Source organism: Pseudoalteromonas sp. P1-11, assembly GCF_001399995.1.
GTDB classification, from domain to species: domain Bacteria; phylum Pseudomonadota; class Gammaproteobacteria; order Enterobacterales; family Alteromonadaceae; genus Pseudoalteromonas; species Pseudoalteromonas atlantica.
On the sequence record NZ_LJSP01000003.1, the window covers coordinates 470,379 to 495,290 of the forward strand.

The 24,912-nt window shown below is 40.3% G+C and carries 14 protein-coding genes; all 14 read right to left on the reverse strand.

The window, feature by feature from the left end:
- Positions 1–8: 8 nt before the first annotated feature.
- A complete protein-coding gene (locus AN390_RS07820; protein WP_055253709.1) occupies positions 9–1,919 on the reverse strand; it encodes an ABC transporter ATP-binding protein in 1,911 nt (636 codons plus the stop codon).
- Between the two features lie 13 nt (positions 1,920–1,932).
- A complete protein-coding gene (locus tag AN390_RS07825) occupies positions 1,933–2,169 on the reverse strand; it encodes a glutaredoxin family protein (RefSeq protein WP_055253711.1) in 237 nt (78 codons plus the stop codon).
- Positions 2,162–4,279, reverse strand: a complete 2,118-nt coding sequence (rlmKL, locus tag AN390_RS07830) for a bifunctional 23S rRNA (guanine(2069)-N(7))-methyltransferase RlmK/23S rRNA (guanine(2445)-N(2))-methyltransferase RlmL (RefSeq protein ID WP_055253714.1) — start codon at positions 4,277–4,279, stop codon at positions 2,162–2,164. Before rlmKL ends, AN390_RS07825 begins: the two co-directional genes overlap by 8 nt.
- Before the next feature lie 89 nt (positions 4,280–4,368).
- Entirely contained in the window at positions 4,369–4,899 is a 531-nt protein-coding gene (locus tag AN390_RS07835) for a cell division protein ZapC (RefSeq protein WP_055253716.1), read from the reverse strand.
- Positions 4,900–5,029: 130 nt separating this feature from the next.
- Complete coding sequence (pyrD, locus tag AN390_RS07840) at positions 5,030–6,040, reverse strand: quinone-dependent dihydroorotate dehydrogenase (protein ID WP_054982572.1); 1,011 nt, start codon at positions 6,038–6,040, stop codon at positions 5,030–5,032.
- A gap of 117 nt (positions 6,041–6,157) precedes the next feature.
- Positions 6,158–10,999, reverse strand: coding sequence for an NAD-glutamate dehydrogenase (locus tag AN390_RS07845; RefSeq protein ID WP_054982573.1), 4,842 nt, complete (start codon positions 10,997–10,999; stop codon positions 6,158–6,160).
- Positions 11,000–11,212: 213 nt separating this feature from the next.
- The gene (locus tag AN390_RS07850) at positions 11,213–13,534 is read right to left on the reverse strand and encodes an RND family transporter (RefSeq protein WP_055253718.1); all 2,322 of its coding nucleotides are present in this window, start codon (positions 13,532–13,534) and stop codon (positions 11,213–11,215) included.
- Entirely contained in the window at positions 13,534–14,529 is a 996-nt protein-coding gene (locus AN390_RS07855) for a YCF48-related protein (protein ID WP_055253720.1), read from the reverse strand. Before AN390_RS07855 ends, AN390_RS07850 begins: the two co-directional genes overlap by 1 nt.
- 127 nt (positions 14,530–14,656) lie before the next feature.
- Positions 14,657–16,021, reverse strand: a complete 1,365-nt coding sequence (locus tag AN390_RS07860; RefSeq protein WP_024033529.1) for a DUF1329 domain-containing protein — start codon at positions 16,019–16,021, stop codon at positions 14,657–14,659.
- Between the two features lie 13 nt (positions 16,022–16,034).
- Positions 16,035–18,128 carry a DUF1302 domain-containing protein gene (locus AN390_RS07865; RefSeq protein WP_055253722.1) on the reverse strand — a complete coding sequence of 698 codons (2,094 nt, stop codon included), beginning with the start codon at positions 18,126–18,128 and terminating at the stop codon, positions 16,035–16,037.
- 250 nt (positions 18,129–18,378) lie between these two features.
- A complete protein-coding gene (locus tag AN390_RS07870) occupies positions 18,379–18,600 on the reverse strand; it encodes a DUF2835 domain-containing protein (RefSeq protein WP_024033528.1) in 222 nt (73 codons plus the stop codon).
- The gene (gene pepN / locus AN390_RS07875; RefSeq protein WP_055253723.1) at positions 18,601–21,195 is read right to left on the reverse strand and encodes an aminopeptidase N; all 2,595 of its coding nucleotides are present in this window, start codon (positions 21,193–21,195) and stop codon (positions 18,601–18,603) included.
- A gap of 43 nt (positions 21,196–21,238) precedes the next feature.
- Positions 21,239–22,699 carry a Na+/H+ antiporter NhaC gene (nhaC, locus tag AN390_RS07880; RefSeq protein WP_173644030.1) on the reverse strand — a complete coding sequence of 487 codons (1,461 nt, stop codon included), beginning with the start codon at positions 22,697–22,699 and terminating at the stop codon, positions 21,239–21,241.
- A gap of 181 nt (positions 22,700–22,880) precedes the next feature.
- Positions 22,881–24,905: a carboxy terminal-processing peptidase gene (gene prc / locus AN390_RS07885; protein ID WP_055253727.1), complete on the reverse strand. Its 2,025-nt coding sequence runs from the start codon at positions 24,903–24,905 to the stop codon at positions 22,881–22,883.
- Positions 24,906–24,912: the final 7 nt, after the last annotated feature.

Sequence of the window (24,912 nt, forward strand, 5' to 3'; positions counted from 1 at the left end):
AATCCTTACTACTGATTCTGTAATTCTTCAAGTTCTTCCCAGCGCTCAAACGCGGCTTCAAGGTCAGACTCAAGTTTTGCTAAATGGTTCAATGCATTAGTGGTTACGTCGCTATCTTGTTTGAAAAAGTCAGGATCGCTCACTACAGCTTGCTGCGCTTCTACAGCGGCTTCAAGTTGTTCCATTTTATTGGGTAGTTGCTCTAATTCAAGTTTTAATTTGTAAGAAAGCTTAGTGGTTTTATTTTCAGGCTTTGCCGCGGCTACAGGCGCAGGTTTAACGTCTTTTTTTGGTGCTTGTTGCTGTTTTTCCTGCTCAGCTAAATAGCTTAAATAAGCTTGGTAATCGGTGTAACCCCCTACCATATCAGTTATTTTGCCATCACCTTCAAACGCCCATACACTACTACACGTATTATCAATAAATTCACGGTCATGGCTTACTATAAGCACAGTACCCTGATACTGATTAATAATTTCTTCGAGTAACTCTAATGTTTCAATATCCAAGTCATTGGTTGGCTCATCGAGTACTAAAATATTTGAGGGTTTTAGAAATAGTTTTGCAAGTAAAAGCCTGTTTTTCTCACCACCAGAGAGTGCTTTTACAGGTGTACGCGCACGTGCCGGTGGAAACAAAAAGTCTTGCAGGTAACCAAGTACATGACGAGAACGCCCGCCCATCATTACCTCTTGTTTACCCTCGGCAACGTTATCTTGAACAGTGGCCTCTTCATCAAGCTTTTGCCTATATTGGTCAAAGTAAGCAAATTCTAAATTAACGCCTTGTTTAACATGGCCGCTATCGGCTTCTAAATCACCAAACAGCAGTTTAAGTAAGGTAGTTTTACCAATACCATTTGGGCCTACTAAGCCAATGCGGTCACCGCGCATAACAAGGGTAGAAAAATCATTAGCAATCACTTTATCTTTAAATGCATGACTAAGGTGTTTTGCCTCAAACACTAGCTTGCCTGATCTATCTGCCGTTTCAATATTAAAATCGGTTTTACCTACTTGCTCTACACGGGCTTTGCGCTCAACACGTAACTGTTTAAGTTCACGTACACGGCCTTCGTTGCGGGTACGACGGGCTTTAACCCCTTGGCGTATCCAGGCCTCTTCCTCTGCTAAACGCTTATCAAAAAGTGCATTTTGTGATTCTTCTACTTTTAAGTCATGCGCTTTTTGTTCAAGGTAGGTCGCGTAATCACCAGGATAAGAGATAAGTTTACCGCGATCTAAATCTAAAATACGCGTTGCAACAGCACGGATAAACGCACGGTCATGCGATATAAATACAATACCGCCTTTAAATTCTTTTAAAAACTGTTCTAGCCATTTAACACTGTCTACGTCTAAATGGTTTGTTGGTTCATCAAGTAACAATAAGTCAGGCTCACTCACAAGAGCACGTGCTAAAGCAACTTTACGCAACCAACCACCTGAGAGCGACTCTAATTTAGCATCTGGGCTAAGCTCTAAACGCGTTAGTACTAATTGAATACGCGAATCAAAACGCCAACCGTCACACGCTTCTAAATCGTTAGATAAACGCTCAAGCTTATTTAGCAGTTTGTCGGTACAATCGGTTTGTAACTGTGTGCTTACATGATGATAATCAATCAGCAAATTAGCAATATCAGGCATACCCTGAGCTACATAGTCGAATACTGAGCCATTTGCTCCTTTAGGAGGATCTTGCTCTAAGCGAGATATTTTGATCCCGCCAAGCTGGTTAATTTCACCATCATCTAAAATAACTTGGCCATCTAGTACTTTTAAAAGTGTAGATTTACCCGCCCCATTTCGCCCTACAATACAGACGCGCTCACCGCTTTCTATCACTGCATCAGCATCATCAAGTAATGGGTGCGTACCATAAGCTAACTGCGCTTTTTGTATTCTAATCAAATCCATAAATACTGCTCTTTTATTCTTGCGCTAAAAATTCATGCACTGTTTGTGCATCAAACGGCCAATACAAATGGTGGCCGCTTTTGCTCTCAAATACGGGAATACTTAACTGAAAACGCGCTATTAGCTGCTCATCAGTGAGTATATCAATTAATTTAAGCTTACTATTTTTATCCAAAACCGATAATAAAACCTGCTCGGCTTGCTCACATAAATGACAGCCATCGGTGTGGTATAAAACATAATTAGCCATGGGTAATTAACCAACTGTTGTGTATTTTTTTATTACGTTTGAAATCAGGTGATAACGTTTTTTCTGAAATATTTTCAGCTTTTAAGCCTAAGCCCATTAAACCTACTTCATCCATTACAAAACCACGTTTGTTATTAGAAAAAATTAATGTACCCGACGGACTCAAGATTTTTTTAACCCAAGTAAGTAATTTTATATGATCGGTCTGCACATCAAACGCGTCTTTCATTCGTTTAGAATTAGAAAACGTAGGGGGGTCTAAAAAGATTAAATCGTATTGGCCTTGTGCGTATTCTAGCCATTTTAAACAATCAGCTTGCTCAAAACGGTAGCGAGTATTGCTAATATCATTTAGCGCAAAGTTATCTTGGCCCCACTTAAGGTAGGTTTTTGATAAATCAACGGTGGTAATTGCTTTTGCCCCCCCTAATGCCGCGTGCACAGAGGCTGTACCTGTGTAGGCAAATAAGTTTAAAAAGCGTTTGTCTTTTGCATTTTGCTGAATATAACGACGTGCTAAACGATGATCTAAAAACAGCCCTGTATCGAGGTAATCAAACAGGTTTACTTTAAGCTTAGCGCCAAATTCTTCCACCACCATAGTACGGTTTTGTTTAGCCATTGGGGTGTACTGCTCTTCCCCTTTTTGTTTTTTACGCACTTTAACGGCTATGTTTTCAGGCGCTATGTTTAGCTGCTGTGCAGTTAAGCTGATCACATCTTGAAGACGCTTTTCTGATGTTTTTTCGTCAATTTCTTTAGGTGCTGCGTATTCAAAAATAACAGCAGAGTCGCCGTAAATATCAACCGCTACATTGTATTCAGGAATATCAGCATCGTATACGCGATAAGCTTGTACTTCGTTTTGTTTAAGCCAATTTTTTAGGCCTTGTTTGTTCTTTTTCAAACGATTAGCAAACGACATTGAGCCTTCAAAATTAAGAGCTGGTTTGTCATCGCTTGTCAGGCTTACCTGTTTATCATCTAACTGATATAAATTTAGCTCTACATCTAATGGGCCGTTTTTAAATTTATAACGCTTTTGTTTGACCAGTTTTAACAGCTTAAATAGGCTTTCATCCATGCCTAGTAACGCAAGCTTCCAATGATTAAAGTGCTTTTTAAAACTCACGCCCATGCTGCGGTGTAAATTTACCAGCTCAGCCATAGAGCCAATACGTTCGCCGTACGGTAAGTTAGAAATAACCACCCCGGGTAATTTAGCAACAGAGGTAAGCTTAGTTGCATCACTTTGCTTAAATTTTATAACATTACCCAGCTCCGCACGCTCGGCATTGGCAATGGCTTTATCAAGAACTTGCGCATCGTAATCGTGGCCAATTAACCACAATTTAGGATCGGTAATTTGCTCAATTAATTCTTCACGCAGTTGCTTAAATTTGGCCGCTCTAAAACTAGGTAAACGCTCAAAAGCAAACCCTTCTCTAAATAAACCAGGTGCTTCGTTACGCGCCATGCCCGCCGCTTCTATTAAAATAGTGCCGGCACCACAACATGGGTCAAATAAAGGTTGATTTACATTTTCAAGCCAACCACTGCGTTTAATAATCGCGGCCGCTAAGTGCTCTTTAATAGGCGCTTTACCTTGGCCTTGGCGATAACCGCGCTCAGATAAACGAGGACCCGAGTAATCAATGTACAATGCCACACCATGGCGGTTTAAACGCGCCACAACACGCACATTGGCATCTTGCTTATCTACATTTGGGCGCTGTTCGTATAAATCGTTAAAGTAGTCAACAATTGCATCTTTAATTACCAAGCCTGAAAACTGGGTATTTTTTAAAGAGTCGTTGGTACCATTAAAATCAACGGCAAATGTTTGGGTAGGGCCAAACCATTCTTGCCATGGCTGAAAACGAGCAAATTTATACAGGCTATCTTTATCATTAACGCCTTCTTTTTCTTCAATAAGCATCAGCACACGTGTTGCATAACGAGTTGATAGACAAACCTTTTGCGCCAATGTTGAATCTGCCTCAAAGCGAACAGAACCCACAGTTTGTTTAGACACGACGGCGCCTAATTCTGTTAGTTCATCAACAAGTAAATTTTCGATTCCGATAGAAGTAAGTGCGATAAATTGCAAAGTAATAACCCTTAATAGCTAATTGCGCAGGATTATAACATAGGTTGACTGACAAACACTTGATAAACGCAGCTCGATTTGTAAATTTGCTAAGCTGATTTAGTGTGATATTGCTCAAGTAATAGAGGGTGAACACGATTGTTTAAAACGCGGATAACTTCAAACTGTTCAAGAGACAAGTTATCATCAAGTTTGAATGTTTCGTTAAGGTTTAGGCAAATTGAAGCATCAGGGCAATGTTCAACAATTAAAAACTCACCGGTTTGCGCTTTTGAGGTAAGTTTAACGATGGCTTCTGTACTTGGCTGGCTGCCAGTGTACTCTTCAAAAAACCAACTTTTAGCCAGTACCGGTTTTAAATGAAATTTTACAGCGGTTGCATTGAGCGCAATTTGGCAAATTTGTGCAGGCTTATACAGCTCAAAACCATCTAAGTAGTTATATACCTGTTCATAAAAAGCAGCATCTTCTAAGCTAAAACGCGGGTTTTCAAATACACAGTCGGTGAGTTGTCTTAATTTATACGGTGTGCATAGTTGCATATCGTCATTTAAATCAAGTAGTAAGCGGTTTTTATTTGCACATGCAATCCACTGCCATTGTTTTGTTGCTTGTAACATTTGCCTCCTCCTTGTTTAAAAATTTATTTTTAATTAAGACATTAATATTAGATTATAACGGCTTTTGACCATTTTTAAAACATTTGTTTAGAACATTTATTGAACGATCAAAAGCTTACATAACTGATCCTTATAAGGAATCAACGATCGATTTTACCAATTGTGGCCCTTTGTAGATGAACCCAGTATAAACCTGCACTAAATTTGCGCCTGCATTTAGCTTTTCTTGAGCTGATTGCGCATCATCAATACCGCCTACACCAATAATTGGTAATTTACCTTGTGTTAAACGTTTAAGTTCGCTAACAACGTGTGTAGAGCGCTCTCTTACAGGGCTGCCAGATAAACCACCCGCCTCATCGGCGTATTGCTGACCCATTACTGCACTACGTTCAAGCGTAGTATTTGTTGCAATTACGCCATCAATTTGATTAGTTAATAGTGACTCGCTAACCTGCTCAATTTGGATTTGATCAAGATCTGGCGCTATTTTAACCAGCATAGGTACTTGCTTATTATGCTTGGCAATTAAATCGAGCTGTTCATTCTTTAAACTTTGCAGTAAATCATCTAACGCGGCACCATATTGTAAATCGCGCAGCCCTGGTGTATTTGGAGATGAAATATTGACCGTAATATACGAAGCATGCTCGAACACTTTACGCATACAATGAATGTAGTCGTCTTTACCTTGCTCATTTGGGGTATCTTTATTTTTACCAATATTAATACCTAAAATACCGGTGTACTTGGCATTTTTTACGTTATTAACTAAATTATCGACCCCTTTATTATTAAAGCCCATTCGGTTAATAATGGCATTTGATTGCGGTAATCTAAAAATGCGCGGCTTATCATTACCTGCTTGCGGGCGCGGGGTAACCGTGCCAACTTCTACAAAACCAAAGCCCATTTGGCTAAAGGCATCAATACACTCAGCGTTTTTATCTAAACCTGCAGCCAAACCCACAGGGTTTTTAAACTCAAGGCCTAAAAAATTAACTGGTTTGTTTTGTAGTTGTTGTGACCAAGCTGTGTTTAAAGGGGTGTGTGCAAAACGGCGTAAATTATTAAGCGCAAACTCATGTGCCCATTCAGCATCTCGGGTGAACATAAAACGGCGGGCTAAATCGTAAAACATGAATTGTTCCTCTTTAAATTACAGACAAAAAAATACCTCAGACTAGGCTGAGGTATTGTATAACAATTTTAACAATTAACTGATTATTTACTGAATAAATAACCAATTAAAGCTAAATTATTTTCCTGATGTATCACAGTTATGGCTTAACAACATTAATTCGCGCAGTGCAACTGAGAACTTAGCAAAGTCGTGACTTTGCGAGGTTTTAAATTCAGCTAACATTTGCTTCCAACGCTGTAGCAGCAGATCTTGGCTTGCCATCCACTGATCGATTTGATTATCAACATCGTTTTCGTCACCTTCAAAGCTGTTTAGCACAACATGAGAAAGCGTACGTTGTTGCCAATCAAGCTCTTCACGGTACGACGCACGGGCAAGTGCTTGCCAATGGTTAGAAACAGGCTGGTTAGTAATTTGATCTAAGAACCAGTGTAAGCCCATACGCGAGCCAAGTTTAAAGTAGGTATTAGATACCATCGCCACACTGCGGCCTGAATTATGCGCTATTTCAGCAATATCCATTACAGAGAACAGGCTAGAAAGGTCAATAATACGCTTAGCAATTTGCTTAGGTACACCTTTTTCAACTAGCTCATTTGCTTTGCCAGTCAAACATTCGTGTTCTTTGTCTTGCATGTACGTATTTAAGTTTTCGCTTAAATCTTTAAACGTTGGCGCAAAGAACTCGATAGCTTGTTCAATTGTTTGTGCTTTATTACGATGACGTAAGAACCAGCGTGTTGCACGGCGAACAGTACGACGTAATTGGTAAAGCATTTCGGTTTGAACTGCTGCTGGGATTTTATTATCTAGCGCGCTGATTGATGACCAGGTTTCACGCATTTCAAAAATCTCACTCGCAATTGAGTAGCACATTGCGATTTCAGCTTCGTTAGCACCGGTCTCTTCGTTCATGCGTACCATGAAGTTTAAGCCCATGTCATTAACGATATTGTTCGCCAGTTTTGTTGCAATGATTTCTTTGCGCAGTGGGTGATTATCCATCGCGTCGTTAAATTTTTCACGCAGTGGACGCGGGAAAGACTTAACTAGTAGCTGACGGTAGTACGGGTTTTCAGTAATTTCATCTGTTACTAACGACTCTTTAAGCACCATTTTAGCGTACGAAACTAATACTGAAAGCTCTGGACGTGTTAGGTCTTTACCTGCTGCAGCGCGCTCTGCCAACTCTTCATCAGTTGGTAAAAACTCGATTGCACGGTTTAGCTTGCCTTCTTTTTCAAGGGCATGAATAAAGCGGATCTTCTCTTTAAGTGTTGATGCACCTTTAGACTGTGTAATCGACAATGTATGTGTTTGACGGTAACAATCTTTAAGTACAAGCTCAGACACTTCGTCGGTCATAGAGTAAAGTAACTCATCACGTTGTTTACGTGTTAAATCCCCTTCTGAAACTAAGCCGTTAAGTAAAATTTTAATATTTACTTCGTTATCTGAACACGCAACACCGCCTACGTTATCAATAAAGTCGGTATTTACACGCCCGCCTTTGGCTGCAAACTCGATACGCCCTAATTGGGTTGCACCTAAGTTACCGCCCTCACCTAAAATTTTAGCGCCAAGGTCTTTACCGTTTATGCGCAGCGCATCGTTTGCACGATCCCCTACATCAGCGTCTGTTTCGTGGCTGTTTTTAATATAAGTACCAATACCACCGTTCCACAGTAAATCAAATTCCATCATTAATGAGGCTTTGATTAACTCGTTCGGTGTCATGCTTGCTTTTTTAGTGCCAAGCATTTTTTTCATTTCTGGGCTTAAAGAAATCGATTTAGCTGCGCGCGAGAAAATCCCACCACCCGCTGAAATCAGATCTTTATTGTAATCTTCCCATGATGAACGAGGCAGGTTAAACAAGCGCTCACGCTCTGGGTAAGAGGTCGCTGCATCTGGTGTAGGGTCTACAAATATGTGCATATGGTTAAACGCGACTTGTAAGCGAATGTGCTTAGACAATAACATGCCGTTACCAAATACGTCGCCGGCCATATCACCAATAGCAACCACAGTGAAGTCGGTAGTTTGACAGTCAATATCCATTTCACGGAAATGACGTTTAACAGACTCCCATGCACCTTTTGCTGTTATGCCCATTTTCTTATGGTCATAGCCTACTGAACCACCTGATGCAAACGCATCACCTAGCCAGAAGTTGTATTCGTTAGCAATACCGTTAGCAATATCAGAGAAGGTAGCTGTACCTTTATCTGCTGCAACTACTAAGTATGGGTCGTCTTCATCGTGACGCGTTACATTAGCTGGCGGTACAATTTCACCACGCTCAATGTTATCGGTAATGTCTAATAAACCACGAATGAAAATCTTGTAACACTCTTGACCTTCTTTAATAAAGGCTTCGCGTTCACTCGGTAGCTGCTTACATACAAAACCACCTTTAGAACCTACCGGAACAATTACGGTGTTTTTAACTTGTTGTGCTTTTACTAAGCCCAGTACCTCAGTACGGAAATCTTCACGACGGTCTGACCAACGAAGGCCACCACGAGCAACTTTACCACCGCGTAAATGCACACCTTCTACACGCGGAGAGTATACAAAAATCTCAAATGCTGGCAGAGGAAGCGGCATATCAGGAATTAAGCTAGGCTGTACTTTAAACGACACGTAAGATTTAAACTGACCTGTTTCATCTTTTTGGAAGTAGTTAGTACGCAGTGTTGCGACAATCATATCTACGTATAAACGTATAATACGGTCATCATCAAGGTTCGCTACGTTTTCAAGCTCTAAGTAAATTTGTGCACTTAATTTTTCAAGTGTTTTAGGACTTGCAGGGCTTTTTACTGAGAATTTTTTAGCAAATAAGTTAACTATTTGCGCAGCAATATGCGGGTAATTTGCAAACGTGCTCTCAATGTAGGTCTGTGAGAAGGTAACCCCAATTTGGCGCATATATTTTGCATAGGCACGTAATATAGAGGCTTCACGACCTGTTAAACCACCCATTAATACTAAGCGGTTAAAGCCGTCGTTTTCAAGGCGGTTACCCCATACATTAGTTAATGCAGCGCGAAAACGAGCAGAAATCTTATCAAAGTCGGCCATTCCTTTGCTGTCAATCAGCATAGAGAAGTCCATGATCCAATTGATACGACCATCACTTGTTTTAACAGAATATGGCGTTTCACCTACAACGCGTAAACCAAAATTTTCTAGCATTGGCATAACATCAGATAAGTGAATTGGCTCATCTTTATGGAACAAGCTTAGGCGTACAATATTGCTGTTAGCTTCTTCTTGCGGACGGTAGAACAACATTTCTAGCTTGTTCTCGTCGTTTAACAATTCTAGTTTTTCAATATCGACAACCGCAGCACTTGGTAGTACTTCATCTTTGTAAGAGCGTGCAAACGCGTTGCAATATTTACGATTTAGCTCATTACCGCGGGCTTCCCCTGCTGACTCTAACAGCGCAGATTGTAATTTATCTTCCCATGTACGAGCAGCTTCTACTAGGTTGTTTTCGATGTCTTTCACGTTATATTCGATATTGTTATCGGTCACACGAACGGTGTAATGTGTACGCGCCAGTGTTGACTCAGAGAAATAGGTAGTAAATTCGACTTTTTCGTCAGAATTAAAGGCGTTAGCTAAAATGTCTTGTGTTTCTCGGCGCAGCGCTGTGTTATATCGCTCACGCGGAACGTACACCATACAAGAGAAGAAACGTCCGTAGGCGTCCTTACGAACAAACAAGCGACACATGTCACGCTCTTGAATTTGTAAAACACCCATTGCTACTTCGAGTAACTCGCTCTCGCGAGCTTGAACTAATTCATCACGTGGGTACGTTTCTAAAATATTAAGTACCGCTTTGTATGCATGGGTGCCTTTAGCAAAGTCACACATATCCATGATGCGGTTAATTTTAGTTTTTAGAACAGGCACATCTGCTGCGCTGTTGTTGTAAAAGCTTGATGAAAATAGGCCGATAAAACGGTCTTCACCAACCACATTGCCTTCATCATCAAAGCGTTTAATACCAACGTAATCTATGTAGGCTGGGCGATGAACGCGCGATACAGAGTTCGTTTTTGTTAATACTAATAAATTACTGCTGAGGGCTTCTTGGCGAGCAAATTCAGGTAATTCAGATAATAAACGTGTGTGCTCATCGGTTGAATTTTTCATCAGGCCAAGGCTTGTGTCCATTTTACCTTTTAACTGGTAATCACCTTGTACAGGGGTAAGCTCGTACTCGCGATAACCCATTAAAGTAAAGTTATCTTTAGCCAGCCAATCTAAAAACTCTACGGCTTCAGATACTTCGTTCTTATTTTTATTGTGCTTACGTTTTGGTACTTCTTTTGTAACAGAGACTAATTTTTCGCGAATTGGCTGCCAATCATCTACCGCAATAGAAACATCAACCAATACTGATTCGAGCTCTTTTTTGAAAGAAGCAATAACAGATGCATCGGTTTGGCGGTCAATCTCAATAAAGAACACTGTTTTAGTAGAGGTTGATTCTTGCTCTGCTTTTAAATTTGATAAACCAGAAATTTTAGCGTTATCGTCACGCTGAATTTTTAGTGGGCAGTGAAGTAATAAGTGAGAAGCTATATTTTCACGGGTCATAGCCATACGAACAGAATCTACTAAAAATGGCATATCTTTAGCAATAATTTCTACAATTGTATGTGATGACTGCCAGCCATCTTTTGCTACTTCAGGGTTGAAAACGCGAATTACTGCGTCGTCCGTGGTGTTTTTTTCTAGTGCATTCCAAAGGCTGAGTGCAGCACCGTATAGGTCACTATCATTGCGATTTGCCAAATCCTCTTTAGACATATTGCTGTACAAGGCTTTGGCGAATTTCTCAACGAGTAACACATTATCAGCGTGAACTTTTTTCTGGATAAGCTTACAGACATTATCTAGGATAACCGAGGCTTGGCCTTCATTTCGTGTCATTGTATGTTCCTTAATCTATTACTGCTTTTAGTTAAGCAGAATATTTGTACAGCCATTTATTAGCGTGGAGTCAGTTAAATTCTAACCCTTTTAGCGCTAATAAACAGCCTTTTCGATGAAAACATTTTAAGCATTTCAGCTATTTGGTCATCTATTCACAAAATATAGATATAAATGACCATTACAGGTCATTTAGGAGCACAATTATTCACTTTATTTTTTCTGGTCGGTCCACAGCAGACTACCAATTGCGGGTAATAGCAGTACCGCACCTAACATATTTACTAAAAACATGAAGGTAAGCAGTATTCCCATATCTACTTGAAACTTAAGATCAGAGAATATCCACGTACTAACACCTATCGCAAGGGTAATACCGGTAAACAATACAGCACTGCCACGCTCAACAAGGGCATTACGGTACGCCACGCTCAGCGGTACGTTTTGCTTAAGTTGGCCCATCATCGAAGAAAGTATATAAATACCGTAATCCACACCAATACCTACACCTAAGGCTATAACAGGTAAAGTAGATACCGTTAAGCCAATTTCTAATTGCACCATCAGTGCCTGTGCAAGAGTTGATACAATATACAGAGGTAATACCACTGCAATTGTCGCTTTTACGCTCTTAAAGCTTAACAAACACAAAATAATAACTGCGCCGTAAACGTAAAGCATCATCGGAATTTGCGCCGCAGAAACAGACTCGTTTGTTGCCGCCATCACCCCTACAGGCCCAGACGCTAACTTAAAGGCTAACTTGTCTGTGCCTTCTTCTTTTGCAAATTGCTTAACACGTTGAATAACGGTATCGATTGTATTTGCTTTGTGATCATCTAAAAATATAATCACCGGCATGACTGAGCAATCACCATTGAGTAACCCTGTGCTTGTTTCTACACGGGCTGTTGATTGCACTAAGCTGGCTGAGTTACGCGGCAAGCTTTGCCATTTTAAGTTACCTTCGTTGTAACCTGCGTTAACCGACTGCGCCACAGAGCTTAAACTAACCGCCGATTGTACGCCTGGCACGTTTTCTACCTTGTACTGAAAACGGCTAATGCGCGCCATCACATCGTGCTCTGTACACGCCGCTGGGTAAGCCTCAACAATCACTTTTAAAATATCCGACGAAATGGTGTATTTGTCCGATATTAAAAAAGTATCTTGATTGTAGCGAGCATCTTGATGCAGCGAAGGCGCACCTGCATGTAAATCACCAATTCGCATTTTATCTGCTTGCCAGTAACCTAAAGCAAATAACACCAGCGTAAAACCAATAATCATTTTTGCGGTTTTAGGGTCTGTGGCTTTTACTAATAAATCGCGTATCGCATCTAGCATATTTGGCTTTTGCGCATCGCCTGATTGTATATGCACAGTGTTGGCAAAATTCATATACGAGGCCCACACAGGCAATAAAATTAAATTAGTAAATATAATAACCGCAACACCTAAACTTGCTGTGATTGCAAGTTCACGAATAATACCTATATCAATAGTCAGCAGGGTTAAAAAGCCCACCGTGTCTGAAAGCAGCGCAATACCACCAGGTACAAGTAATGCTCTAAAGCTTGATTGACAACAAATGCGGGGACTTTTGCCCTCACCTACTTTTTTACCAATGGCGTTGATCATCTGCACGCCGTGGCTTACACCAATCGCAAATACTAAAAACGGCACCAATATAGACATAGGATCGAGTCCAAAGCCTAAACTCGACAATAAACCCATTTGCCAGATTACGGCAATAATTGAACACGCTATAGGTAAAATGGTGAGCTTTAAACTGCCACAAAATAGCCATACCATAATAAAGGTAAAACCAATGGCAATAGCAAAAAATAGCACAACGCCTTTTGCCCCCTGAGCGATATCGCCGGCCATTTTGGCAAATCCAATAATATGAATACTGACTTTATCTGTACTTAAAGGCTCTCTTACTTGCGTTTCTAGCTTATCTGCAAATGCGAGTGTATCAAGCTTTTGCTGAGTTTGCGGGTCGGTTTCTAGTAGCTGCGCGGTCACCATGGCACAGGAGTAATCGCTGGCAATCATTCGCCCTACTACTTTTGCTTTTTCAATATTTTCTTTAACTACCGCTAAACCTTTTTGGTCGGCTTTAAAGTTTGCAGGAATAATTGGGCCGCCAGCAAAACCATCTTCAACCACTTCGACAAAACGCGCACTGGGCGCAAAAATAGAGTTAACTAATGGGCGGTTTACACCAGGAATAAAATACAGTTGATCGTGTACTGCTTTTAATTGGGTGAAAAATTCGGGGTTAAAAATGTTACCACTGTCATCACACACCGAAATTAAAATGCTATTTGCGCCACCAAATTGTTTTTCGTGTTTGGTGTACACTTTCATGTATTCGTGATTTAGCGGAATATTTTTGTTAAACGAGGCGTCTAGTTCAATGTGAGTGGCTTTATAGCCTAAAAAACATGTGATTAGCGCAAAAGCGATCAACATGATAGTACGGTGTCTAAACACCGCCTTTTCTAAAAAATCTAAAAACGTATGCATTAAGGGTTCAACTCCTTCACTTTAATGCCATCTTCTGTTGCCATGACCAATTTATTATTAATTATTACGCCATCAAGAATAGCTTTACCATCGGGGCGTTGTTCATGTGTAAGTAAGCCGTCTTTTAAATGAAAGATCACACCACTATTTGCCAGCAGTAACCAATGCTCATTATTATAATTTATAATATTATTAACCGTGGCCGTTTTAACATTTTCAAAATGCTGCCATTGTTGTTCATTTTTATTTTTAGCAAATACATTTCCTCTGAGCCCTGCCACAATTTCTTGCTGCGGATCTGATGCTACCGCAAAAAAAGAACCTGGGTAAATTTCATCAAGGCGTTGCCATGTTTGGCCATTATCACTGCTTTTGGCCATTAACCCCATTTCACCGACTAACATCAAACCACTGTCTGTTTTTTCAATACGGTTAAAATGTGGCAGTATAGATGCTGTTTCAGCCTCGTAGCCTTGAGGGTCATTTTCTTTTAAATCATTCAAATACTCTCTATCTTCACTAAACAGTAAAGAGTCTAAAAAGCGTTTACGCCAGTGCTTGCCGCCATCACTGGTTTGATAAAACATGCCATAAGCGCCCACAGCAAAACCATTTGAGTCATCTTCAAAGTAAATATCTAAACACGGCTTATCAAGCTCTGGTTTTGCTTGTTGTAATTGCCAATTTAAACCTCCATCGGTGGTATTAATTATGGTGGCATCGTGCCCGCACGCCCACCCGTGGGTTTCATTAGAAAAATCGACAGCCGTTAGCAATACCTGTGTAGGGACGCTTTGCGCTTGCTGCCATTGCTCAGCGTTTTTGCTTGTTATTACCGTACCGTGCTTACCTACAGCCACTAAACCTGCACCTGTATTGGTAATATCAGTTAGTAGGGTTTTATTTGCGTTGATTGCGCTAATAGCATACTGAGGTGCATCTTGTGCAATACTCGCACCGCTTATGATCAGGCTGGCATATACCAAATACTTCATAAATTTTAATCGCCTTGAACTGAAGAATTGTTTGTCTGTTTGTTGAGGAAAATCCTGCGTGTCGTGTAGACAAACGCGATGAGAAAGAAAAAAGCAGCTAACGGGCTGTTAGCTGCATATTACGTTGTTATCTACCTTCACGGCGTAATGCGCTTGAAGTAAATTCGTTATCGTTAAACGACTCTGAAAAGTCGTACATTTTTTCTTGGTTATCTAAACCAATAGCTAAGTAACGGCGCGAATTTAAATCATGATACACTTCTAAAGTACTCCACTGCGTAGGTACTTCGTAGTAGTTTAAGCCATATGCCATTGCTACACGATAAAGCTGGTCGCGATTATCATAAATATCGGTCACTTGTACTTGCCAGCTATCTTCATCAATATAAAACACGCGTTTTTTATAAATATGGCGTGTATCATCTTTTAAGTTAGCTTCAACAACCCATACACGGTGCTTTTCATAACGCGTATGCTCTGGGTTAATGTGGCCTGGTTTTAAAATATCGTCGTACTCTAGTTTATCACTGTGTAACTTGTAGCTATTGTACGGAATATATAGCTCTTGCTTACCTTTTAACGTCCAGTTGTAACGGTTAGGTGAGCCATTAAACATATCAAAATCATCGGTAGTACGTAAGCTATCTGCGGCTGTACCTGGTGCGTCATATGCAACATTTGGTGCACGACGAACACGACGCTGACCCGAGTTATATGTCCACGCTTGGCGAGGTGTTAAAATTTGATCCATGGTTTCGTGTACAAGTAGCGCTGTACCGGCAAGGCGTGCTGGCTCTGTCACCTTTTGCTTAAATTTAAACAAAATGTTTGAGTCTTGAAGCTCTGCAGGGGTCGCTTTAGGATCTGAATATTTAACCAATAGTTGTTCATCAAAGCCTACATAGTTATACGAACCCGATGCGGTGGGTGCAGCTTGTCCACCAAAACGCTCTATTGATTGTCCACGATAGCGTAATAAGTGATTCCAAATAGCTTCTAAGCCAGATTTAGGAATAGGAAATGGAATACCAATTGCGGTATTTTTTATTCCGTTGCCACCTTCAATAAGCTCAGCCGTTGCAGCAAACTCTTTTGTTGCATCGTATACAAACTGTGGGTAAGACGCAGAGCGGCGCGTTTCATAAACAGGCATTTTAAACGTATCTGGGTATGCTTCAAATAAAGCAATTTGACCAGGGCTTAAGTTAGCTTTGTACTTATCAAGGTTTGTTTTATCAATGGTAAACAACACTTTGTCCGCAGAATACGGGTCTAAATGGTGCATGCCTGGCTCATAACCTTCTGGTGCAGATGTAATACCGCCATTCCACGCTGGAATTGACCCATCAGCATTGGCTGCTTTTTCTGCGCCAAATGGCGTTAAGTCTTGTCCTAAACGTGCAACTTCTTCAGCGCTCATTTTTGCCATTGCCGCTGAACTTAAAAACATGCTACACAAAGCGGTAGCGATGAGGGTAGGTTTTTTAATCATACTAATATTACCCCTAAATTGAATATTTTAAATTGAAAGAAACGTAGTCACGATCTGAGAAAGTATTGATATCGCCACCACCCCAAAATGAGTTGTAGCTCACATCAAGTGACCATGCATTTTGGTAATTAAAGTTCATCGTTACGCCCAACGATTTACGGTCTTCAATAAACAAGAACATAGGATCAGGTGTGTTACCGTTTACATCATGAGAAAATACAAATCGTGGAGAGAAGTTAATACCATTGTAAAGGTTAAAGTAATCACCTTTAGCTATTAAGCGGTAACCCCAAGATGAGGCCGTTGCAAACGACTTTTCTTCTGGCCCATTAGAAAGGCCTAGTTGTAATGTTGTGTAGTCAGTAGTGCCTGGGCCTGTGATCACACCGCTTCGACCTGTACCCGACACATTTAAACGCATTTCGTCATAATCAGGCATATCATGAATTTTCACAGCACCTACTTCACCTACTACAGCCCAGCTATCAGCACCTAATGACGGGCCAAATAAATGTGTTGCAGTAAACTGAATTTGTGATGTGTCGCGTTCAATGTAACCTTGCGCAACTTCACCTGCCGCTACAGAGCTAATCGCATCACCAAAACTCATTTGCGAAATACCCGCAAAGTCTGGGCGAATACCGGCAAGCGCCAATTGTTCAGGCATGGCGGTATAAAGTAGCTCTACATCGTCTATTTGTAATGGTTCGTCTTTACGAAATGCAAACTCACCAGCAAACGCGGTTTCACCAATTGTGGTGTTAAAGCTTAAACCGTAAAGTTTAATATCTTCTGGGTAATCATTTTCTGCTTTTGAAAACGCAACTAAATCTGCCACGTTGTCATCTGTAATTTCTGTTGTTGCAATCATCGCTAAATCTTGTGCGATGGCAGCTTGAGAAAAGTTAGATACACGACCAGAAATTAGCGGACGTCGACTATGGTAATTAACGTGGTATAACGCCACTTCTGTGTCGTTCCACTCTGGTAAAAATACACCTAAACGTAAACCATATTGGCCGCCGTCATCTGGCTCTGTTTTACCGTTATCGCCTTTACCTTTAAGCGCAACTTTAGTTGGATGAGCTAAATACATGTTTGCAAGCAGGGCTTGGCCTTCAGCACTTGTTGGGTCAATACCCTGTGCAGCGGCTACCTGAGCAAAATTAGTATAAAGGTTATTAAGGCTGTCGGTTAAAAAGGCCATATCAATGTCAGGGTTTGAAGTAAAACCTAACTGTACATTTTGCTGATAGCCGTTTTCTGCTGCAAAGTCATTGGTAGAAAAATAAGTACCCGCAGCCGGTAGGCGTGTTTCATGCCATTGGTACTGATAAAAACCTTCTAAAGTAATATTTTCAGTGATCCCTAATGACGCCCAAAGCATACCTACAGGAATAAATGCTTCTTTAAGCTCAGCACCAGGCGCTTTTAAGCGGTCAATATCGACCGGGTTTACGTTAATACCATGAGAGATAAGTGTACTCTCACCCCAGTTAACTACTTGTTGACCAAGGCGAATTGACAGCGGGTTATTGCCATCGTTTAAGTCAAAATTTGCCCAAACGTAGGCATCTAATAAACGGATGTCGGCACAGCTTTGCTCTTTTGTGTCGTCATCATCACATGGATCTACGCCTTGTCCTGAGGTTGGGTTAACGTAGGCTCTATCACCATCCATTAACTCAAAATCGTAAAAGTACATAAAACGTGTGAATAAACCGTAGTTATCTTTGCTAATTGAAAGGTCGTGTGTTCCTTTCAATAATTTTGAAAACGAATCACCGCTATCAAAATTAAGATTACCTGCATCGCCATTATTAGAGTAAGAGCCTGGTTGAGCCCAAACATCTTGAGAAGAATAAATTGTATCTAATGAAGGATTATACCCAGTCCAATCAAATGCAGGATTATTGCTTTTACCAATAATGTCGAAATCTCTGTCTTCAACACGGACGCTTTGACCATAGGAAAAAGTTGAGTCGAAGGTGACATCAAAGCCCCCTACCTCAAAATTTGCTGCATTCGCTGCTGCAGATAAACCTAAGCTTGCGGCTGCTAAACCTATAGCTATTTTGTTTTTAACAAAAAGCGATCTTCTTATCATTGTGTATCCCCCCTGTCGTGGGTAATTATGTGTGATCAAGTTATTGTTTTTAGTGTAATCTTAACGATAGAAGCGATTATAAAAAATTACAAATGGTCGCGTTCAATCAATTATTATATTTTTTGAGCTGACGTTTACGTATTGGTAAGACGTCATACCAGATAATTTATACACGTAAATTAACAATAGAACAAATTGAAATTAACAAAAAGATAATATTTTTATGTATCTATAACATAAAAACAGCAGGTTAGGCGATACGTTCGAGGCGAATAAATTTATTCTCGGGGGTAAGTAAAAGTCTAAAACGCCCTCTTATTCCAATAGATGAAATGTAAGGGCGCAAGTGCGAGGCGGCAAAACGTATTGTTTTACCGTTATCCTCAACTACTTGTACTGAGCTAAAACGACCATGGTAGTAGTCCATGCATTTGTTATAGCTCAGGTGTAAAGAGAAGTAATACTCAATCATTTAATTAAGCGCTTTTTCAACCTTTTCAAATAAATCAGCACTTAATCCTTCAAGGTTTGCTAAGCGTTGCAACTGTGCTTTCATTGCTTGAGCACGGGTTGTGTCAAAGCGTTTCCACGACATGAAAGGCGTTAACATTCTAGAGGCATTTTGCGGATTTATCGCGTTTAGCTTAATAAGTAAATCACCTAATAATGCGTAACCTTCACCATCTTTTCGGTGAAATTGTGCGGTATTAAAATGACTAAAGCTACCCACTAATGCGCGTACACGATTTGGGTTTGAAAAATCAAAGCTAGGATGCGCGTACAACGCTTTTATATTCTCAATAGCACCATCACCAGATTGCATAGCCTGTAGTGCAAACCATTTGTCCATAACTAAAACATCATGACGCCACTGGCTATCAAAGTGATCTAACAACGTTGTTCTTAATGGGTGTGATGCTTTTACTACCGCACTTAATGAGGCTAAAACATTGGTCATATTCGGTGAATCTGCCGATTCTCTAATAAAGCGGTCAACTTGCTCAGAAGGTATTTTAGCTAAGTAATGTAAACAAACACCTTTAAGCGCTCTTATAGCCACTGCATCTGCATTTATACTGCCATCATCTACTAACGAGCTGTAACAATGTAAAAGCTCATCAGATAATTGCTCGGCAATCTGTTGCTCAAACAACCTTGTGATCGTAATGATTTCGTCAACAGGAATTATGTCAAACTCAGCGGCAAAGGTGTCAAAGCTTGGCAGTTTTATAAGCTCTGCTACCAGTGCTAAATCACCACTTTGTGCGCTTATTAACACACGTAGTGCATTAATAACGTTTTCACTTAATGTTGCGTGTTCAGGTGCATTAACTGCTTGCTTAACTGCATTAATAAATAATTGCTGCTGCGCATCCCACCGCGAAAAATCGCTGCACGCAAAACGCATAATATGCAGTAAATCAGGTTCTGAATTTTGCTGGCTTAAAATACAGGGCGCTGAAAAATCTTCAAGTAACACAGCCACTGGGCGAGCAGGTATTTGATCAAAGTAAAACGTTTGCGTTGGCGCAGTTACGTTAAGCACGTGGTCGCGTTTTTCACCTTGATAAGTAAGTGCAATACTTTGCCCATTTTCATCTAATAATTCGATGGCAAATGGAATGTGAAGGCTCTTATTATCTGGCTGATTTAGCGGAGCAGATTGCTCAATTGTTAAAGTATAAAGTTGCTTATCGTGATCATATTGCTGTGTTGCATTTAATCGTGGTGTGCCTGATTGGCTATACCAACGCTTAAATTGCGTTAAATCTATGCCTGAAGCATCACTCATTGCAGCAACAAAATCATCACAGGTAACCGCTTGACCATCATGGCGTTCAAAGTAAAGCTGCATCCCTTTTTGAAAGTTAACCTCACCTAACAGGGTGTGCATCATTCGGATAACTTCAGCCCCTTTATCGTAAACCGTTACGGTATAAAAGTTATTCATTTCGATAACTTTTTCAGGGCGAATTGGGTGCGCCATTGGCCCCGCATCTTCACTAAACTGATGTGTGCGCATTACTTTAACGGCATCAATGCGGTTAAGTGCGCGTGAGCCTAAATCGCTACTAAATTCTTGGTCTCTAAATACTGTGAGCCCTTCTTTTAATGATAGCTGAAACCAGTCTCTACAGGTAACACGGTTACCCGTCCAGTTATGAAAATACTCATGACCAACAATCGACTCTATCGTGTGATAATCTTTATCGGTGGCAGTTTCTTGGTTAGCCAATACGCATTTACTATTAAATACATTTAGCCCTTTGTTTTCCATTGCTCCCATATTGAAAAAATCTACGGCAACAATCATGTAAATATCTAAGTCGTATTCTAGGTTAAAGCGTGTCTCATCCCAATGCATGGCTTTTTTTAATGAGTTAATTGCATGTGGTGTTTTAGATAAATTGCCTTTATCAACAAATAACGCAAGCTCAATTTCGCGACCACTTTTTGTTGTGTAAGTGTCTTTTAGTACATCAAAATCACCCGCTACTAAGGCAAATAAGTAACTTGGCTTTTTAAATGGGTCTTGCCATTTAGCAAAATGGCGGCCATCAGCTGTTTCACCACTGTCAATTTGGTTACCATTTGACAGTAAATGCTTAAAGCTTTTATCAGCAATAATCGTCACATCGTACGTGCTTAGCACGTCAGGGCGGTCTAAAAAGTAGGTTATTTTTCTAAAGCCTTGCGCTTCACATTGCGTGCAATACGCACCACCAGATAAATACAAGCCTTCTAAAGAGGTATTTGTATCAGGAGAAATTTCGGTAACAATTTTAAGCTGGCATGTGTGAGGTAAATCATTAATGATTAGGTGCTCACCTTCAATCTTATAATTAGTATAAGCAACATTATCTATTTGCAGCTCCACTAATTGTAAGTCTATGCCATCTAACACAAGCGCTGAGTTTTGATTTGTTGTTCTTTTAAGCGTTAGTAGCGCCGTCACTTTTGTATTTAGTGGTTGTAAGTCAAAAGTGAGTTCAGTGTGCTCTATAGAAAAATTAGGCGCAGTGTAGTCTTTTAAGTATTGCGCTTTTGGCTTTGCTGAAACAGTCATAGTTACTCCAACTAAAGCTCCTTAAAAAAGGAGCTATTTAGATTTAAGCAGGTTGCTTGGGTTCAATGCGTAAAATTTTAATGCCTACGTACGCATAAATAATAGCTAAGAAAGGGTTAATTAAATTAAAGAAAGCATACAAGGCATAGTCAAATGGGTTTATTAATAAAACGCTTTGCATGTACGCACCACAGGTATTCCACGGAATTAACGGGCTTGTTATTGTGCCGCCATCTTCTAAAGTACGCGATAAATTAACGGGCTTTAAGCCACGCTTTTTATATTCTTCTTTAAACATACGACCTGGCACTACAATAGCAATGTATTGATCAGCCGCTATTAAGTTTGTGCCCACACAAGTAGCAATGGTTGATGTAATAAGCGAGCCTGTGCTTTTTGCAATTTTTAAAATGCTCTTAACAAAAATATCTAATAAACCGGTTTTTTCCATAATGGCACCAAACATAAGAGCCGTCATGATCAGCCATGTTGTAGTTAACATACCTGCCATTCCGCCACCACTGAGTAGTGAATCCATTTTGTCATCACCTGTATCGATGCTAAAACCATCGAAAAAAGTCGTCCAAATAATTTTAAAATAACCAACCAACTCACCCTGAGAAAGGTCGATTTGTGTCGCAATTAAATCAGACTGAAACAACATTGCCCACACAGCACCAATTACAGCGCCAATTGAAATTGCCGGAAACGCTGGCATTTTTTTAATAGCTAAAACTAGCAGCACAATTAATGGAATTAACATTTCAAAGCCAATATTAAAGTTTTGCTCTAAAATCGCTGTTATTTCGTCAATCCTGCCGGCTTCATTCGAGGCAGTTGCATTAAAGCCCATAAATATAAAAATGATTAATGCAATGACAAAGCTAGGAACAGTAGTCCATAACATGTGGTGAATATGTTCAAATAAATCAGCTCCTACAACAGCCGGTGCTAAGTTAGTAGTTTCAGAAAGCGGACTGAGTTTGTCACCAAAGTAAGCACCCGAAATAACCGCCCCTGCCGTCACAGTTTGATCAAGCCCTAACCCGGTGGCCACCCCTAAAAGCGCCACACCTATGGTGGCAGCTGTGGTCCAAGAGCTACCTATACTCATTGCAACAATGCCACAAATTAAGCAGCTTGCGGCGTAAAACCAGCTTGGGTTAATAACCTGTAAGCCATAATAAATGAGCGTTGGCACGGTGCCCGACAACAGCCAAGTACCAATTAAGGCACCCACCATTAATAAAATTAAAATAGCCCCCAATGATAAGGTAATACCTTCAATCATGGCTTCTTCAAGCTTTTTCCACGTGTAGCCATTTTTTAGCCCTATTAGTGCCGCAGCAAAGGTGGCAAATAATAACGCTATTTGGTTAGGACCTGATGACGAATTATCGCCAAATAAATATACCGCTGCGCCTAAAAGGCAAATTAAAACAGAGATAGGAACAAGTGCATCAAAAAACGAGGCGGGTTTAATCGGTTTTTCTAAAGGCTTCAAAATAGTGACTCCTGCACACCACATATCGTGGCGTGGTTATTTATTATTTTTAGCGTATCAATGCTTTTTTTAAGCCACAGTAATGTAACTCAATTTAGTAATTCGCGATTATAGCAATTTAGCGAAATTTAGGTAACAAAAAAGGCGCAAAAAGCGCCTTTTAAACGGGGTAAACACGTGTTTATTTTTTAGCGATACGGCCAAAGTTAATGTAATCTTGAGTGATCAGTGCTGCCTCTTCTAAGAAAGGGTCAAGCTCTTCAATTACCTCAGGTACATCATCTAGGTTTTCTATTGGCTCTTTACCTAAACGCTTTAAACGCTCATTAGTGCGCGCTAGAGTACGTGCTTCATTTTCATCTTTTTCTTTAATACGGTCTGCTTCAACTAAAGAAATAGTTTTGCGGTCTTTCTCTTCATTGTAACGGGCAATATCATCAAATACGTAACCAAACTCTGGCTCTGACTTAATACGTACTTCGTGCTGTTTTTCAAGATAAGTGATTACAGGCGTTAAATTACCCTGCCTATTATACTTAGCTCGTACTATGCTATCCCACGGCAATGCATTATCTTGCTTGCTCTCGCCCCACTCTGCTGGGTCTATCGCAGAAGGAAATGAAATATCAGGAATAACCCCTTTATGTTGAGTACTGCCGCCGTTTATACGGTAAAACTTAGCAATAGTGTATTGTACGCTACCTAAGTCGTTGTCGTATAAATCGTACGCACGACCTAAGCCTTTGTGCTGCTGAACCGTTCCCTTACCAAAGGTTTGCTCGCCTATAATTACTGCGCGGCCATAGTCTTGCATTGCGGCGGCAAAAATTTCAGAGGCTGAAGCACTGTAACGGTCAACTAAAACAGTTAATGGGCCGTCGTAGTAGGTAATTCCGTCACGGTCTTTTTGCTCTTCGATACGGTTATTTAATGTATGAATTTGTACAACCGGACCTTGGTCAAAAAACAAGCCTGATAGCTGTGTAGCTTCATATAATGATCCACCGCCATTTTGGCGCAAATCAATAATAATACCGTCTACGTTTTCTTCTTTAAGTTTAGCTAATTCAACTTTAACGTCTTTTGAAAGATTGTTGTAAAAGCCTGGGATCTCAATAACACCAATTTTTGAAGTTAAATTTGAATAACTGGCTTCAAATACTTCAGATTTAGCTGCCCTATCTTCTAAGCGAATTTTATCACGGGTGATTTCAACTACTTTAGGCGTGCCATGTGCATCAGAGCCTTTAAGATACTGTAAACGTACCTTAGTGCCTTTAGGGCCTTTGATTAAATCAACTACATCATCTAAACGCCAGCCAATAACATCAACAAACTCTTTCTGATCTTGGGCAACACCAATAATTTTATCGTCAGCTTTAAGCTGCTCTGTTTTATCGGCAGGACCACCTGGAACTAAGCTACGAATAACGGTGTAATCTTCATCTGGGCTTAAAACGGCGCCAATGCCTTCAAGCTCTAAGTCCATATCCATTTTAAATTGTTCTGCGCGGCGCGGCGATAAGTACGACGTATGCGCTTCAATGCTTCGCGCTAGCGAGTTCATTACAATTTGAAATGCATCTTCTGAATTTGTTTGAACTAAACGTTTTTGTGCATTTTTATAACGCTTGGTAAGGACCTCTTTGATCCCTTCCCAATCTTTGCCTGTCATTTTTAAACGCAAGGCATCGTATTTAACGCGTTCACGCCAAATTTCATCAAGCTCAGCTTGCGATGCAGGCCATGCTGAATCTTCACGGTCAAAAAAGTATTCATCGTCTTTATCAAACGTCATTTTTTTATCTAGTAGTGATAAAGAATAATCATAACGTTCAAAACGGCGCTTTAAGCTTAAGTTAAAGATATCAAACGTAAAGCCAAGCTTACCGGTGGTAATCGCATTATCAAAATCGTTGCGGTATTTTTCAAACGCAGCAATGTCGCTTGCTAAAAACACACTTTTATTAAAATCAAGGGATTCGATATAACGATCGTACACTTTGCTAGAAAGCGCATCGTTAAATCGAACCGGTGTATAGTGTGAACGAGCAAATAAGTTAGCCACTCGTTTGCTGGCAGTGCCATGTTGACTTTCTTGTTTAAGTACAGGCAAGTCTTCAAGTTTTGCCGCTTCTACTGAAGCGAATAAAGAACCCGAAAACAGGGCAGCAACTAACGGAATGAGCGTAAACTTTTTACTCATACACAAC